The 13,824-nt window shown below is 67.8% G+C and carries 17 protein-coding genes; 11 read left to right on the top strand and 6 right to left on the bottom strand.

Features of this window, described 5'->3' with window-relative positions; translation table 11 throughout:
* Positions 1-97: 97 nt before the first annotated feature.
* Genes ACFWFP_RS13585 through ACFWFP_RS13570 form a run of 4 tightly spaced genes read left to right on the top strand, consistent with a single transcriptional unit; the run spans position 98 to position 2,249 of the window.
* A complete protein-coding gene (locus ACFWFP_RS13585; RefSeq protein WP_379295044.1) occupies positions 98-388 on the top strand; it encodes a hypothetical protein in 291 nt (96 codons plus the stop codon).
* 1 nt (position 389) lies between these two features.
* On the top strand, positions 390-1,061 hold the full coding sequence (locus ACFWFP_RS13580) for a HemK2/MTQ2 family protein methyltransferase (RefSeq protein WP_379295043.1): 672 nt from the start codon (positions 390-392) through the stop codon (positions 1,059-1,061).
* A complete protein-coding gene (locus ACFWFP_RS13575; RefSeq protein ID WP_379295042.1) occupies positions 1,021-1,254 on the top strand; it encodes a CDGSH iron-sulfur domain-containing protein in 234 nt (77 codons plus the stop codon). Before ACFWFP_RS13580 ends, ACFWFP_RS13575 begins: the two co-directional genes overlap by 41 nt.
* On the top strand, positions 1,251-2,249 hold the full coding sequence (locus tag ACFWFP_RS13570) for an iron-containing redox enzyme family protein (RefSeq protein ID WP_379295041.1): 999 nt from the start codon (positions 1,251-1,253) through the stop codon (positions 2,247-2,249). Before ACFWFP_RS13575 ends, ACFWFP_RS13570 begins: the two co-directional genes overlap by 4 nt.
* Here ACFWFP_RS13570 and ACFWFP_RS13565 read toward each other — a convergent pair.
* The 4 genes from ACFWFP_RS13565 to ACFWFP_RS13550 form a co-directional block, all read right to left on the bottom strand.
* Positions 2,224-2,652 (bottom strand): ATP-binding protein, encoded by a 429-nt coding sequence (locus tag ACFWFP_RS13565; RefSeq protein WP_379295040.1) that lies wholly within the window; start codon positions 2,650-2,652, stop codon positions 2,224-2,226. The two genes, ACFWFP_RS13570 and ACFWFP_RS13565, sit on opposite strands and share 26 nt — an antisense overlap.
* Before the next feature lie 77 nt (positions 2,653-2,729).
* Complete coding sequence (locus ACFWFP_RS13560; RefSeq protein ID WP_379295039.1) at positions 2,730-3,155, bottom strand: STAS domain-containing protein; 426 nt, start codon at positions 3,153-3,155, stop codon at positions 2,730-2,732.
* Positions 3,156-3,294: 139 nt separating this feature from the next.
* Positions 3,295-4,134 (bottom strand): RNA polymerase sigma factor SigF, encoded by an 840-nt coding sequence (locus ACFWFP_RS13555; RefSeq protein WP_379295038.1) that lies wholly within the window; start codon positions 4,132-4,134, stop codon positions 3,295-3,297.
* Between the two features lie 97 nt (positions 4,135-4,231).
* Positions 4,232-4,669: an anti-sigma factor gene (locus tag ACFWFP_RS13550; protein ID WP_379295037.1), complete on the bottom strand. Its 438-nt coding sequence runs from the start codon at positions 4,667-4,669 to the stop codon at positions 4,232-4,234.
* Positions 4,670-4,955: 286 nt separating this feature from the next.
* On the opposite strand from ACFWFP_RS13550, the gene ACFWFP_RS13545 reads away from it, so the two are divergent.
* The 4 genes from ACFWFP_RS13545 to ACFWFP_RS13530 all read left to right on the top strand — a co-directional run bounded on the left by ACFWFP_RS13545 (position 4,956) and on the right by ACFWFP_RS13530 (position 10,146).
* Positions 4,956-5,795: a glucose 1-dehydrogenase gene (locus ACFWFP_RS13545; RefSeq protein WP_379295036.1), complete on the top strand. Its 840-nt coding sequence runs from the start codon at positions 4,956-4,958 to the stop codon at positions 5,793-5,795.
* Between the two features lie 34 nt (positions 5,796-5,829).
* Entirely contained in the window at positions 5,830-7,977 is a 2,148-nt protein-coding gene (locus ACFWFP_RS13540; protein WP_379295035.1) for a catalase, read from the top strand.
* 271 nt (positions 7,978-8,248) lie between these two features.
* A complete protein-coding gene (locus ACFWFP_RS13535) occupies positions 8,249-8,659 on the top strand; it encodes a hypothetical protein (protein WP_379295034.1) in 411 nt (136 codons plus the stop codon).
* Positions 8,660-8,679: 20 nt separating this feature from the next.
* Entirely contained in the window at positions 8,680-10,146 is a 1,467-nt protein-coding gene (locus ACFWFP_RS13530; protein WP_379295033.1) for an aminotransferase class I/II-fold pyridoxal phosphate-dependent enzyme, read from the top strand.
* On the opposite strand, the gene ACFWFP_RS13525 is transcribed toward ACFWFP_RS13530, so the two are convergent.
* Positions 10,140-10,829 carry a PAS and ANTAR domain-containing protein gene (locus tag ACFWFP_RS13525; protein WP_379295032.1) on the bottom strand — a complete coding sequence of 230 codons (690 nt, stop codon included), beginning with the start codon at positions 10,827-10,829 and terminating at the stop codon, positions 10,140-10,142. The genes ACFWFP_RS13530 and ACFWFP_RS13525 overlap by 7 nt on opposite strands.
* Positions 10,830-10,953: 124 nt before the next feature.
* Between ACFWFP_RS13525 and ACFWFP_RS13520 the strand changes: the two genes are divergently transcribed.
* From ACFWFP_RS13520 to ACFWFP_RS13510, 3 genes are all read left to right on the top strand, one after another.
* Positions 10,954-11,127, top strand: a complete 174-nt coding sequence (locus tag ACFWFP_RS13520) for a CsbD family protein (RefSeq protein ID WP_101463217.1) — start codon at positions 10,954-10,956, stop codon at positions 11,125-11,127.
* 79 nt (positions 11,128-11,206) lie between these two features.
* Positions 11,207-12,310 (top strand): glutamate--cysteine ligase, encoded by a 1,104-nt coding sequence (locus ACFWFP_RS13515; protein ID WP_379295031.1) that lies wholly within the window; start codon positions 11,207-11,209, stop codon positions 12,308-12,310.
* A gap of 144 nt (positions 12,311-12,454) precedes the next feature.
* Positions 12,455-12,901, top strand: coding sequence for an anti-sigma factor antagonist (locus tag ACFWFP_RS13510; protein ID WP_379295030.1), 447 nt, complete (start codon positions 12,455-12,457; stop codon positions 12,899-12,901).
* A 12-nt stretch (positions 12,902-12,913) separates the two neighbouring features.
* On the opposite strand, the gene ACFWFP_RS13505 is transcribed toward ACFWFP_RS13510, so the two are convergent.
* Positions 12,914-13,699 carry an alpha/beta fold hydrolase gene (locus ACFWFP_RS13505; RefSeq protein ID WP_379295029.1) on the bottom strand — a complete coding sequence of 262 codons (786 nt, stop codon included), beginning with the start codon at positions 13,697-13,699 and terminating at the stop codon, positions 12,914-12,916.
* Positions 13,700-13,824 lie beyond the last annotated feature (125 nt).

Below are 13,824 nucleotides of genomic sequence, written 5' to 3'. Positions count from 1 at the left end.
GTTCGGACCGGGGCTAGGCGAGGGGCGGCTGATTGCTCCGGCGGTTTGCGGGCATATCCCCGACAGGGCGGTCTCGTCCTCGAAAGGAGCACGCGCGATGAATCAGTCAGAGAAGCAGTTTCCCGATGACGCTCGGACCACTCGAACCCATGCGGGCGAGTCGATCAGGGACACCAGGAATTGGCCCGGATTGATTCTCGCCGCTGTCGGGTTGGTGCTGCTCGGTCTCACGCTCACCGCGGCCGGGTACGGCTTCGCAGGCTGGGCCGTGATCGCGGGCGTGGCGTGCGCGGTGTGTCTGGTGGCGGGGATCGGGCTCGTGGTCGCGGAGCACCGGCGGGTGAAGGCGCAGGAGGGTCTCGCCTTGGGCGAGCCGAGGGGACACTGAGGTGGTCGTCCTCCGGGCGCCGCGCGTCTACCGGCCGCAGGCCGACACCTGGCTGCTCAGTCGTGCGATGCGTGAAGTGCCGTCGCTCCCCGGCGGGCGGGTGCTCGACGTCTGTGCGGGGACCGGCGCGCTCACCATGGCCGCCGCCGCGGCGGGTGCGGGCAGTCTGACCGCCGTCGACCTGTCCTGGTCGGCGCTGATGTCGACGTGGATGAACTGCCGGTTGCGCGGCATCGCGGTGGAACTGCTGCACGGCGATTTCGGATCCGCGCTGCGGCTGCCGCGCTTCGACGTGGTGGTCGCGAACCCGCCCTATGTTCCCGCGGGCCGGGCGACCGGTCGCGGTGCGGCGCTGGCCTGGGACGCAGGCCACGACGGCCGCAGCGTGCTCGACCGGTTGTGCGCGATGCTGCCGGACCTGCTCACCGAGCGCGGCGTCGGGCTGATCGTGCATTCGGCGATCAGCGATCCCGAGCGCAGCCTGTGCCAACTGCGCGAGCGGGGCGAGAACGCCCACGTCGTGGCGACCGGAACGGTGCCGTTCGGGCCGGTCATGCGCTCTCGCGCCGGATGGCTGGCCGCCAACGGCTTCATCCGGCCCGGTCAGCGCGAGGAGGAACTGGTGGTGATCCGTGTCGACCGAACATCGTCTCCCGTCGCCGACCCCGCCTGAGCCGCGGCGGGTCGTGCTCACCGACGGCGGGCCCGCGCTCATCGACGGTCCCGTCGACATGGTCACCGTCGACGGAACGGTCCTGCACTGCGACCGTTTCGTGGTGGCGCTGTGCCTGTGCCGCCGGTCGAGCACCTACCCGCTGTGTGATACGAGCCACCGGCGGCGACGTCATCCGAGGAGTGCCGAATGACGGTTCTGCGATCACTGCCGCGCCCGCGCGGCGAGTTGTCTGCCGCGGTCATCGAATCGCTCACGCGGACACCGGGTTCGGTGGTGCCAGACGCCGTCGCACTCGACCCCTACGGCGAGGATCTCCTGCTGACCCTGCACACCTGCTACGAACTGCACTATCAGGGCTTCGCCGGTGTCGACGAGAACTGGGAGTGGGACCCCGACCTGCTGCGCTTGCGCGGTCACCTGGAGAGCCAACTGCTCACAGCCCTGCATGCCGATGTCCCGGGCGGCGACGATGTCGATGCAGAACTCGACCGTCTGCTCGAACCGACCCGTGACGCCGACGGCATCGCCGGATTCCTCGCCGAGCGGGGGACACCCGACCGATTGCGCGAATATTTCGTCCACCGCTCGATCTACCACCACATCGAAGCCGACCCGTATGCCTGGGTGATCCCGCGCCTGCGCGGGCAGGTGAAAGCGTCGCTGGTGGCGGTCGAGTTCGACGAGTTCGGCGCCGGCCGCGGCGAACGCGTGCACGCGCGACTGTTCGCCGATCTGCTGTCCGGCGCCGGTCTGGAGCCGGGCTACCTGCACTACTTCGACACGGTGCCGGCGCCGATGCTGGCCCTGGTGGACATGATGACCCTGTTCGGTCTGCATCGTGGCCTGCGCGGCGCGCTGATCGGCCATTTCGCGACCGTCGAGATCACCTCGCCGCCTGCCTCGCGCCGCTTGGCCGCGCTCGCTCACACACTGCTCCCGCATCCCGCGTGCGCGCATTTCTACGCCGAACACGTCGAAGCCGACGCCGTGCACGAACAGGTGATGCGTCGCGACGTCGTCGCCGGTTTACTGGCCGCCGAACCCGGCCAGGCCGCCTCGATCGTGTTCGGCATCCAAGCCACGAACCTGCTCGAGGACCGCTTCGCCGATCACGTACTGACATGCTGGAACGAGGATCGCAGCTCGTTGCGCGAGACGCTCAGTGCACCCGTCGCACCTGCGTGAAGGTGATCGCGACGGGGTAGCCGCCCTGTTCCCGGTCGTAGGCCTCGTGGTCGGCGGTGAGATGGTCGGTGATCGTGTGCATCACGTGCCAGCCGAATCCGGTCGTGTCGATCGGGTGGTCGCTGCCGCAGACCGCGGTGACCTCGATCCGGATCCGGAATCCGTCCGCGGTCACCTCGCAGTGGATCTGGGAATCGGGCGTCGCGTCGAGGATCAGGCACGTGGCGGCCTCGTCGAGCGCGACGCGGATGTCGGCTACCTCGTCGACGGCGAAACCGGCGATCAAGGCGACCGTTTCGGCGACCGCCCGGAGCATCACGACCTGGTTCAGGTCGGCGTCGATCTGGACGCGGGTCGATGTCGCAGGCGTCGAGTCGGTGATGATTCGGTCGCTCGAATCCACGATGTCCTCCTCCCGAGCATGCGCCGGAGTGGGTTCATCGAGCGCATACCCAGGATCAGGGTGAGCGAAACAGCGTGTCAGTGACCTGATTCCGATCGGGAGGCGTCATCGATCGACAGGTAATACCGGAACAGCGGTCGCACACCGACCAGATCCAGTGCTCGCTCCACCTCACGGGTACCGGTGAGCAGGCGGATATCGACCCGGTGCGTCCACGCCTCGATCTTGGCCTCGCGCAGCGTCGCCGCGACACGGATGCTCAGGAATTCGGTGTCGCGCAGGTCGATGACGACCACGCGTGCGCCCGACCGCACCGAGCGATCGAGAAGCGAACGGAATCGCGGCAGTCGCGCCGCGTCGAGCTCGATGCCGCCGTGGAGTACCCAGCAGCCAGGTCGTCCCGGGTCGCGCACAGCCAACTCGGCCGCGGCGTCCGCGGAGCGTCCGCGTCCGCGGTACCAGCGCAGCCGACTCGAATGGCGGCTATCCGTGACGACAGACATAGAACCTCCTGTGCGACAGGGTTTTTCCGGTCGTCGCTGCCGAGGGGCGTCTACCGGCTCGAGGGGGAGCGGCAGACGAGGACCGGGGTCGGCTGGAGGTCTCAACCTGGAACAATTCTGGCATGTGCCGACGCCGCTGTCACTGCGTCGGCGTCGGCTCGGCGAGCGCTTGCTCACGCAGCAAGGCCAAGGTCCGCGACAGGATCCGCGAGACCTGCATCTGCGAGACACCCAGGTGCTCGGCGATCTGGCCCTGCGTCTGGGACTCGTAGAAACGCATGATCAGCACCTGTCGTTCCTCGGCGGGCAGCGCGGCGATCAGCGGCCGGACCGCCATCGCGTCCTCGGTGAGCTGGTAGCAGGGCTCGTCGCTGCCGAGGGTATCGGTGATCGGCTGAGTGGAGTTGTCGCGGCCGTCGTGGGTGACGCCGTCGATGGAGTTGGTCTGGTAGCCGTTGCCCGCGACCAGCGTGCGGGTCACCTCGACCAGGTCGACGTCGAGCTCGTCGGCGAGTTCGTGCGCGGTCGGGAACCGTCCGAGCCGCTGCGAGAGTTCCTCGGTGGCGGGGCCGATCCTGAGCTGGATCTCCTTGAGCCGGCGCGGCACCCGGACCGCCCACGTGCGATCACGGAAGTGCCTGCGCACCTCACCCATGATCGTCGGGATCGCGAAGGACAGAAAAGACGAGCCGCGAGTCACGTCATAGCGATCGACGGCGAGCACCAGGCCCACCCTGGCGGTCTGTTCGAGGTCGTCGAACTGCTCACCGCGGCCGTTGAACTTTCGCGCGATGTGATCGGCGAGCGGCAAGCACAGTTCGATGACCTGCGCGCGCACGGGGTCGTGGTGTTCGTCGCCGGGCGGCAGTGCCCGCAACTTCTCGAACCACGGTTCGATGTTGTCGTAGCTGTCGCCGTGCGAATGGGATCGCCGGGCGGTCGAACGGTCGGCCGAAGCTATCGTTGATTCCCATGTCATCGCTACTTGCCTCACTTCCAGGCGGTTGCAGATGTGTTCATGGGGTACCCACCGGGACCCAGGGCTATGCCCTACCCACGAGGCTAGCGCGCGATGGTCACGACTTGGCAGGTCCGTGCAATCGCCGGATCCAGCCGAATTCGACCGTGGTGGGGTAGCCGTCGCGGGCCGCGTCGAACCCGGCGTAGTCGGTGCGCAGCGCGTCGGTGAGCGTCGCGACGACGTGCCAGCCGAAGGATTGCTCATCGAGGGCGGCGGGCTCTCGGGCCACGGCGCTCACCCGGGCGCCGAGCGCTCCGTCCCGACCGGTGAACGAACAATCGAGCACCGAGTCCGGCGTCGCGACCAGCATCAACGCGGTGGCGACCTCGTCGAGGGCCAGCAATAGATCGGTGACTTCGTCGAGCGCGAAGCCCCCGACGAGCAGCACCGTCTCGGCGAGCGCGTGCACCATGCTCAGCTGGTCCAGTTCGGCGGGCACCTGGAACCCGACGGTCCGCGGGCGGGGAGCGGTATCGCGATCTCGAGCCCGCACGCCACCTCCCTCATCCACCACCGTTTCCCGGAGGTTACCCAGTAACCGCCGGGTCACGCCTCGATCTCATTTCGGGTCGTTGCCCGTCGACTCCGGTTCTCCCGGCCGCCTGCCACGAGTCTTGCGCATCGCCAGTACCACCGCGACGAGGGCAACCAAAGCCACGATCGCAATTATCTCCATACGCGCCGCTTACCCCACGACCCGGGATCGAACCGCTGTTTGCCGCGCCGATAACGCGGTAGTCCCCCCGGGGATAGTACTTCCGAACTGGAGGACGTCGACCATGGGTTTTCCCGAACAACAGCAGAAAGTTCCGGGTGTGCAGTCGCAGATGACGCCGGTCCCCGATTGCGGGGAGCACAGCTATCGCGGATCGGCCAAGCTGGCGGGTAAAGCGGCGGTGATCACCGGCGCCGACAGCGGGATCGGCCGGGCTGTCGCCATCGCTTTCGCTCGTGAAGGCGCCGATGTGCTCATTTCCTACCTGGACGAGGAGTCCGATGCGCTGGAGGTAGCCGAGTGGGTGGAGCAGGCCGGACGGCGGGCCGTGCTGGTCCCGGGTGACCTGTCCGATTCCGCGCACTGTCGCGCGGTGATCGCGCGAGCGGTCGAGGAATTCGGCACCGTGGACGTGCTGGTGAGCAATGCGGCGTATCAGATGACCCATACCGATCTGTCCGAGATCACCGACGAGGAGTTCGCCTATACCTTCGCTGTGAATGTCGGCGCGTATTTCCATCTGGTCCAGGCGGCAGTGCCACACATGCGGCCGGGGTCCTCGATCATCGGTAGCTCCTCGGTCAATTCCGACATGCCGAATCCGACTCTGGCGCCGTACGCCGCGACGAAGGCGGCGATCTCGAATCTCTCCGCCAGTTTGGCACAGTTGCTCGGCGAGAAGGGGATTCGGGTGAACAGTGTGGCACCGGGCCCGATCTGGACCCCGCTGATCCCGTCCACCATGCCACCGGAAAAGGTGGCGAAATTCGGCGACAACACACCGTTGGGACGGGCGGGGCAACCCGCGGAACTCGCTTCGGCTTATGTTCTGCTGGCGGCCGAAGACGGCAGCTACATTTCCGGGGCCAGACTCGCAGTGACCGGCGGCAGACCCATCCTCTGATCTCCTCAGCGCGACGAAGGGACGACGAAATACTATGACAGACCACGATATTCCGTCCGAGTTCACCCATCCGCCGACTCCGCCCGACGAGGACGCCGCGACACCGTGTGAGCAGGCGGGTCCGGCAGCCGACCAGGAAGGGCCCGCTTTGCGCAGCCCCACGGGTGCACCGATTCCCGGTGACGCGAGCCTGCGCGCCCAGCAGGGCCCTCGGCTGACCACCCCGCAGGGCGCGGGGGTGGCCGACACCGATCACGCGCTCAAGGCGGGACAGCGCGGCCCGACACTGCTGCAGGACTTCCACCTGCGCGAGAAGATCACCCACTTCGATCACGAACGCATCCCCGAGCGGGTGGTGCACGCTCGCGGCACCGCCGCTCACGGTGTGTTCATCGCCAACGGCGCCGCGGCGTCGCTGACGCGCGCGAAGTTCCTGGCCGCCGACGCGCGCACCCCGGTCTTCGTCCGGTTCTCCACGGTGCTCGGCTCACGCGGGTCGGCCGACACGGTGCGCGACACCCGTGGTTTCGCGGTGAAGTTCTACACCGGCGAGGGGGTCTACGACCTGGTCGGCAACAACATTCCGGTGTTCTTCATCCAGGAAGCGATCAAGTTCCCCGATGTGATCCACGCCGGCAAGCCCGAGCCGGATCGCGAGATCCCGCAAGCGCAATCCGCGCACGACACCTTCTGGGATTTCGTCACGCTGCACACCGAGGCGACCGCGCATACCTTCTGGAACATGTCGGACCGGGCGCTGCCGCGGTCGTTGCGGATGATGGAGGGATTCGGTGTCCACACCTATCGGCTGGTCGCCGAGGACGGCACGACGAGTCTGGTGAAGTTCCATTGGAAGCCGCGCCTGGGCGTGCATTCGATGCTGTGGGAGGAAACGCAGCTGACGGCCGGGTTCGACCCGGATTTCCATCGCCGGGATCTGGCCGACACGATCGCGGCCGGCTTGGCACCGGAATGGGATTTCGGTGTGCAGGTATTTCCCGATACTCCCGATCATCTCTTCGAGGGCATCGATCTGCTCGACCCGACCAAGATCGTCCCCGAGGAACTCGCGCCGGTGCAGACGATCGGTACCCTGCGCCTCACCGCGAATCCGGAGAATTTCTTCGCCGAAACCGAGCAGGTCGCTTTCTGCCCCACCCACCTGGTTCCGGGCATCGAGGTCACCGATGACCCGCTGCTCCAGGGCCGGTTGTTCTCCTATCTCGACACTCAGATCAGCAGGCTCGGCGGCCCGAATTTCACCCAGTTGCCGATCAATACGCCGCACGCCGACGTCAACGACCTCTTCCGCGACGGTATGCACCAGGGTGCCGTGCACCCCGGAGTCGCTGCCTACAAACCCAATTCGCTCGGCGGCGGATGCCCCTACGCGGCGAGTTTCGCCGGCGAAGCCTATGTCGAATCACCGACACCCATTCCGCCGCCGACCGCGAAACTACGGACGTCGGCCAACAGCGCGGGATCGGTGTCGTTCGCCGACCACTACTCGCAGCCGCGCATGTTCTATCGCAGCCTGACCACCGGCGAACAGCGACATCTGGCCGATGCGTTCTCCTTCGAACTCGGCAAGTGCCAGTCCGAGTCGATCCAGCGGCGCGCTCTGCAGATGCTGGTCAATGTCGACGACGGACTGGCCGGCTACGTCGCCGGGCAACTCGGGCTCGACAAGCCCGCCCCGAACAGCGATCACGTAGATCTCGCGCCGAGTCCGGCGTTGTCGCAGCGACACGGCAGTTTCCCGGTGGACGGGCGAACGGTGGCCGTGCTGGTCGACGACACCACATCGGGCGACGCGGTGCGCGAGGTCTCGACCGCGCTGGAAGAGGCCAGAGTCCGGCCGATGGTCGTCGCGGCGCGCGGCGGTGTCATCGACGGTGTGCCGGTGGCACGGACTTTCGCCACGATGCGATCGGTCGAGTTCGACGGCGCGCTGTTGCTGGCCGAGCCGGCGGATGCGAGGGTGAACCTGCTGGTCGAGGAGATGTGGCGGCACGGCAAGGCGATCGCCGCGGTCGGCACCGCGGTCTCGGTGCTGCAGCGCAACGACATCGAATCCGACGCGCCGGGAATCACCGTCGCCGACACGGTGGCCGCGACGAGCGCGCTGCTCACCGACCTGGCCGAGCATCGTGCGTGGGCGCGCATCGAAGCCGACTCCTGACTTCGCGCCGACACTGTGCGCGTGCGTCGTTTCGAGTACGTGTGCGCGGGCATCCCACCACTGTGGCGATCAGCCGAATGTGGAACGGGCGCCGAAGAACCGGCTCAGCCACGCTTTCGTAGGACGGTGTCGACACCGGAGTTACCTCGGGGCAGGTCGAGCGCACCATCACGATGCCAACGACGTCATCGCGGTGTGGCTCGACCTGCGTCGCGGCCTTTCGCGGGTGCCCAATGTCGTGCGCCCGCCGCAACACCGACGACAGGAGGCGATGATGTTCGCGATCGAGCGCACCGAGTCGGCCACGGTGCCACCACCGCCGGAACCCACACCACCGGGCCCCCCACCGGACCCGTTCCTGCCGAACCCGGGCGATCCGGTGCCGGCCCCACCCAGCCCGCCGACCCCGCCCGGTCCGGATCCGATTCCTCGGCCGCCGAGCCCGCCCGGTCCGGATCCGGTGCCCCCGCCGCCGGTCCCGCCCGGCCCCGATCCGGTACCCGCGCCACCGGCTCCGCCCGGACCCGGTGATCCGGTGCCCGTTCCGCCGGACCCGCCCGGTCCCGACCCGGTGCCACCGCCGCCGGTCCTTCGAGGTCTCGCCGGGACAGTCGATCCCGGCCCGGCCCACCGGACCGCGTTCTCGGTACCGCCGCGTCCCGCACCGGCGGTGCGGCGATAGGGAATCAGGAAGGTCGGCCGATGGACCACAGCACCGCCCCGCTGGTCGCCGCGGTCGCCGACTACCGTGGGCTCAGCCGCTACGGATTCACCCCACCGGCACATCGCCAGGGGCGCGGGATCGATGCCCGCGTGCTCACCGCACTCGGGCCCGACGCGTTCGCCTCCGACATCCTGGCCTCGCCGGGACTGGACGACCGGCTTGCGCGCGGCGGGTTGCTGCGCGCGGCCGAGGACCTGATGGCCGACGCGGTCGGCGCGGATGCCGCCTTCTTCTCGACCTGCGGTAGTTCACTGTCGGTGAAGGCGGCGATGATGGCCGTCGCGGGTGGTGACGACGGCGGTCTGCTGGTGGCACGGGACTCGCACAAATCGATCGTGGCCGGACTGATCTTCTCCGGTGTCCGCCCACACTGGATCACCCCCCGCTGGGATGCCGACCGGCATTTCTCCCATCCGCCCTCGCCGGCTCAGGTGGAGCAGGCGTGGCGGGAAAATCCGGACGCCGCGGGAGCTTTGATCGTCAGCCCCAGCCCCTACGGCACCTGCGCCGATATCCGGGGAATCGCGGAGGTCTGTCATGCGCGCGGCAAGCCGCTGATCGTCGACGAGGCGTGGGGCGCGCATCTGCCCTTCCATCACGACTTGCCCACCTGGGCGATGGATGTCGGTGCCGACGTGTGTGTGGTGAGCGTGCACAAGATGGGCATGGGTTTCGAGCAGGGTTCGGTGTTCCACGTGCAAGGCGACCTGGTCGATCCGAAGCGGCTGAGCCGCTGTGCCGACCTGCTGATGACGACGAGCCCCAACGTGCTGATCTATGCCGCGTTGGACGGATGGCGAAGGCAGATGGCCGAATTCGGCCACGATCTGCTCGATCGTGCCCTGACGATGGCCCGTGGAACCCGCGCCGCGATCGACGAGATCGCCGGGCTGGAGGTCATGCACGACGAACTCCTCGGCGTCGAGGCGTCTCACGATCTGGATCTGCTGCAGGTACTGATCGACGTCTCCGGCACCGGCGCGAGCGGCTACCAGGCCGCCGACTGGCTGCGCACCCACCGTCGGCTCGACGTGGGTCTCAGCGATCACCGTCGAGTGCTCGCGACCCTGTCACCGGCCGACGACGAGGTGAGCGCCGCCGCGCTCATCGATGGGCTCGCGCTGTGGCGTGCAGGGCTCGGCGACCCCCGCCCACCCACCATCGTGCTCCCGAAACCCGAAGACCTGCAACTGGATACGGTGATGCTGCCCCGCGACGCGTTCTTCGCCGCCACCGAAGCGGTACCGGCGGAGCGCGCCGTCGGCCGGATCGCCGCCGAGCAACTCACCCCGTACCCACCCGGCATTCCCGCGATCGTGCCGGGCGAGCGGATCGACGCGGCCGTCGTGGAGTATCTGCGCACCGGCGTCGCCGCGGGCATGAACGTGCCCGATGCGAGCGATCCACGCCTGGACACCTTCCGCGTGGTGGCCGGACGTCACTGACCGACGGGGTCCACCTGGGCGCCTTCGTGCGCGGTCAGCAGGACATGGTCGAGCCGCGTGCGCAACCGCACCTCGTCACCGGCCACGGTCGGCAGTTGGGCCACCACGCGTTCGGCGATGACGCGCAGCTTCACGTTGGTCTCCTGCGAGCGCCACTGGAGTACCCGGAACGCCTGGTCGGCGTTGACGCCGTAGGCGAGCATCAACGCGCCTTTGGCCTGTTCGATCACCACGCGCGCCTCCAGCAGCCCCGGCAGGGTGCTGTCGAGCGCCTCGCGCCGGTACTCGGCCGCGGTGTCGGACAGGTCGATGTAATAGCCCTCGGTGCCGATCACCGTCCCGTCCACGTCGGCGAGCGGCTCCGACACGACCAGCACATCGCGGACCCGGCCGTACGTATCGATGATGCGGTGGTGGCTGGAGAACGCGCCGCTGTCCTCGACCGAGGTGATCATGGCCGCGACCCGATCCCGATCGTCGGGATGCTTGTGCGAGAGCAACATCTCGGTGGTCGGCACGGTGCCGGGCTGGTAACCGTGCATCCGCGCGACCTCATCGGACCATTCCCATTGCCGGGTGGCGAATCGAAACCGGAAGCGGCCGACCGTCAACGAGTCGCCGACCCCGATCACGCGTTCGACAAGTGCGCGCTCTGTGGTGGATGCGTTGCCCAGTTCGGTCATGTGTCGATTATTCACCCTGGACCTCGCGCCTGTTTGCACCTGACAGACCCGGGTAGGCCGTCGATGGGTCCCCAGGACGGCCCACGGCCACCGAGTGGCCGACAAACAGCCTGAAAGGAATGCCATGGGTATCGCTGACAAGGCGAAGAACAAGGCCGACGAGCTGGCAGGCAAGGCCAAGGAAGCCACCGGCCGTGCCACCGACGACCGCGATCTGGAGAACGAGGGTCGTGGTGATCAGGCCAAGTCGAACCTGAAGGACGCGGGCGAGAAGGTCAAGGACGCTTTCCGCGACTGACCGGCCATGCCGCCCGGGTCATCGGTCCCTCACCGGACCGATGACCCGCGCCCGCTCCGCAGGTGCTGGAGGTGAGGAAGTGTCCGCGCATGTACCGACGGTCGGCGTCGAGGAAGAGTTCCTGCTGACCGATCCCGAGTCCGGCGCGCCCGCGCCGAAGAACACGCTCGTCGCCGAGACGGCGAAGAAGGCCGGGATCGATCTGCAGCTGGAGCTGACGAGCTGTCAGGTCGAGACCAGCAGCGCGGTGCACTCCGAGATCGGCGCCTTGCTGGCGCAATTGCGGAGCGCACGGCGCCGGGTGGCCGAATGCGCGGCCGAGCACGGTACCCGCTTGCTGGCGGTGGCGGTGCCGCCGACCGTCCCCGAGGGGTACCCGGTCACCGATACGCCGCGCTACCAGCGCATCGCGCACGCTTTCGGCATGATCGCCCACGAGCAGGGGCTGTGCGGGTGCCACGTGCACGTGGCGGTGCCCGATCGCGAAACCGCGGTGCTGGTGAGCAACTATGTCCGACCACGTTTGCCGGTACTGCTCGCCTTGACCGCGAATTCGGCGATCTACCGTGGCAGCGAAACCGGCTACGCGAGTTGGCGCAGTATTTTGTGGCGCCGGTGGCCCAGCGCGGGTCCGCCGCCGTATTTCGCGTCGCTGCGTGAGTACGAATCGATCGTCGCGATGATGCGATCCAGCGGCAGCATCCTGGACAACAAGATGGTCTATTGGGACGTCCGCCCGTCGGAGTCCTTTCCGACGGTCGAAATCCGCGTGAGCGATGTTCCGGCGACCGCTGAGGAATCCGCGCTGCTCGCGGCGCTCATCCGCGGAATCGTCACCACCGCGCTCGACGCGATCGCGCAGGACATCCCCGCTCCGGCGGTGCCCGGCGAAGTCCTGCGCGCCGCCTATTGGAACGCCGCGCGATCCGGGCTCGACGGCAACGGCCTCGACCTCGTGGCGCGTCGCGTCGTTCCCCATCAGGACCTGCTGGCCGCGCTCGTCGACGACATCGCGGCGGCATTGCACCGTTGTGGTGACCACGCCTTCGTCACCGATGCGATCAGGGCGCTCGGCGAGCGCGGAAACGGCGCGCGTCGGCAGCTGGTGGCGATGCACCGACGACGCGAAATCGCTGATGTGATCAGCGAACTCGCCGACGCCACCCTCGAGGGCTGCCGCTGATCGCGACGTCGAGCGCATCGGATCCATCACAACCGGTGACACGATCGATCCGGCGTGCTGAAATGGAACCACCAGCCGGCCTTGAGTCACCAGGACCGGCCGGGGCAGTGTGTACACCTGCCGGTGTCGAGGGATCGAGCACTCGTGAACAACCGTTCCGGCCATGGCGACCGACCGTCGCGGATCAGTGAATCCGACTCGGCGCTGCGTGCGGAAGTCACCCTGCACCCCACGGCCACTGTCGTGCACGTGTACGGCGAGATCGACGCCTGCAACCTGCCCCAATGGCGCACCGTCCTCGACCGGGCAGGCACCGCACAGGGGGAGCCGGGTCACCTGGTGATCGACATCAGCGACGTGACGTTCATGTCCTGCCGGGCGATCCTCGACATGGCGACCCGCGCCCAGCGCGGTCAGCTGCGCATGAGCGTGGTCAATCCCGTGCCGTCGGTCACCGACCGGATCATCGTCGCGGCCGGTCTCACCGAGTGGCTACCCGTCTACCCGAGCCGCGCCGAGGCATTGGCCGCCGCGCGCACGCAACCGCAGTCCACCCGGACGATTCCACCGGCGTCGTGGTCGACGACGTAGACCTGGCCGGGTTCACTCGTGCGCGGCGGAGTCCGTGAGAATCGGCAGCAACGCCTTGGCGCTGACCATGTGGTCCTGTCCGGCGAGTACTTGACGCGTCGCCTGGGGAATCGCCGCGGCGAGTTCTCGGGACACCTGATGCATACCGGGCGGGTTCTTCTCCCCGACAACGACTTTCACGGGAATCCGGATCTTCTCGAATCGCTGCACCGGGGGAAGTGTCTCGGTGATCGCGATGTCGTACATCAGGGTGGGAGCGAGTGCCTTCATCGTTTTCCAGCCGGGGAACAGCGGTAGCAGCGCGACGAACGCGCCCGGCATCCCGATTCCGCGCAGAAACGCCTTCAGCGCTCGCGCGTTCTTCGCCTGGTCGAGCAGCGCGCGCACCGTCGCGGCCAGTTCGGCGTAGGACGCCCGTTCGGCCTCGTCGTGGACATAGGGCGCGTCGTAGATCACGACCCTGTCGAGCTTGTCCGGCATCCGGACCGCCGCCTCGAGGGCCAGCGCGGCACCCGACGAATGCCCGTAGAGAATCGCGCGCCCACCGGCGGTATCGACCATCGCCTCGATGTCGTCGACTTCACGCGCGATCGCATACGGCTGCACGTCCCCGCTTTCCCCACGCCCGCGCCGGTCGTAGTTGTAGACGGTGAAGCGTGTGGCGAACACCCGCACGTCGCCGGCGATCGGGCGAAACCGCCGGAAACACGTCGCGCCGGTGATGTACACCAGCGCCGGGCCGTCACCGGACACGTCATAGGCGAGTTCGGTGCCGTCCTTCGACGTAGCGATCCTCATAATTCGTTCCTTTCGGTGCCCGGCGCCCGCGGATCCCCGATCGATCCACTGTCTACCAGTACGACGATGTCGCTCGCGGAAACTCATCGGTGCGGCCGCCGGTCGTGCTGTCCGGCGAAACCACG

It is taken from the genome of Nocardia sp. NPDC060249 (genome assembly GCF_042728755.1).
Taxonomy (GTDB): Bacteria; Actinomycetota; Actinomycetes; order Mycobacteriales; family Mycobacteriaceae; genus Nocardia.
This window is presented reverse-complemented; position numbering and strand designations above follow the sequence as displayed.

Coding starts and splice junctions, on each gene's coding strand:
- ACFWFP_RS13560 (WP_379295039.1), bottom strand. CDS start 3,155: ATGTCTGTCGTCACGGATAGCCGCCATTCGAGTCGGCTGCGCTGGTAC.
- ACFWFP_RS13505 (WP_379295029.1), bottom strand. CDS start 13,699: ATGAGGATCGCTACGTCGAAGGACGGCACCGAACTCGCCTATGACGTG.
- ACFWFP_RS13535 (WP_379295034.1), top strand. CDS start 8,249: ATGATGTTCGCGATCGAGCGCACCGAGTCGGCCACGGTGCCACCACCG.
- ACFWFP_RS13545 (WP_379295036.1), top strand. CDS start 4,956: ATGGGTTTTCCCGAACAACAGCAGAAAGTTCCGGGTGTGCAGTCGCAG.
- ACFWFP_RS13530 (WP_379295033.1), top strand. CDS start 8,680: ATGGACCACAGCACCGCCCCGCTGGTCGCCGCGGTCGCCGACTACCGT.
- ACFWFP_RS13555 (WP_379295038.1), bottom strand. CDS start 4,134: ATGACATGGGAATCAACGATAGCTTCGGCCGACCGTTCGACCGCCCGG.
- ACFWFP_RS13540 (WP_379295035.1), top strand. CDS start 5,830: ATGACAGACCACGATATTCCGTCCGAGTTCACCCATCCGCCGACTCCG.
- ACFWFP_RS13570 (WP_379295041.1), top strand. CDS start 1,251: ATGACGGTTCTGCGATCACTGCCGCGCCCGCGCGGCGAGTTGTCTGCC.
- ACFWFP_RS13525 (WP_379295032.1), bottom strand. CDS start 10,829: ATGACCGAACTGGGCAACGCATCCACCACAGAGCGCGCACTTGTCGAA.
- ACFWFP_RS13585 (WP_379295044.1), top strand. CDS start 98: ATGAATCAGTCAGAGAAGCAGTTTCCCGATGACGCTCGGACCACTCGA.
- ACFWFP_RS13520 (WP_101463217.1), top strand. CDS start 10,954: ATGGGTATCGCTGACAAGGCGAAGAACAAGGCCGACGAGCTGGCAGGC.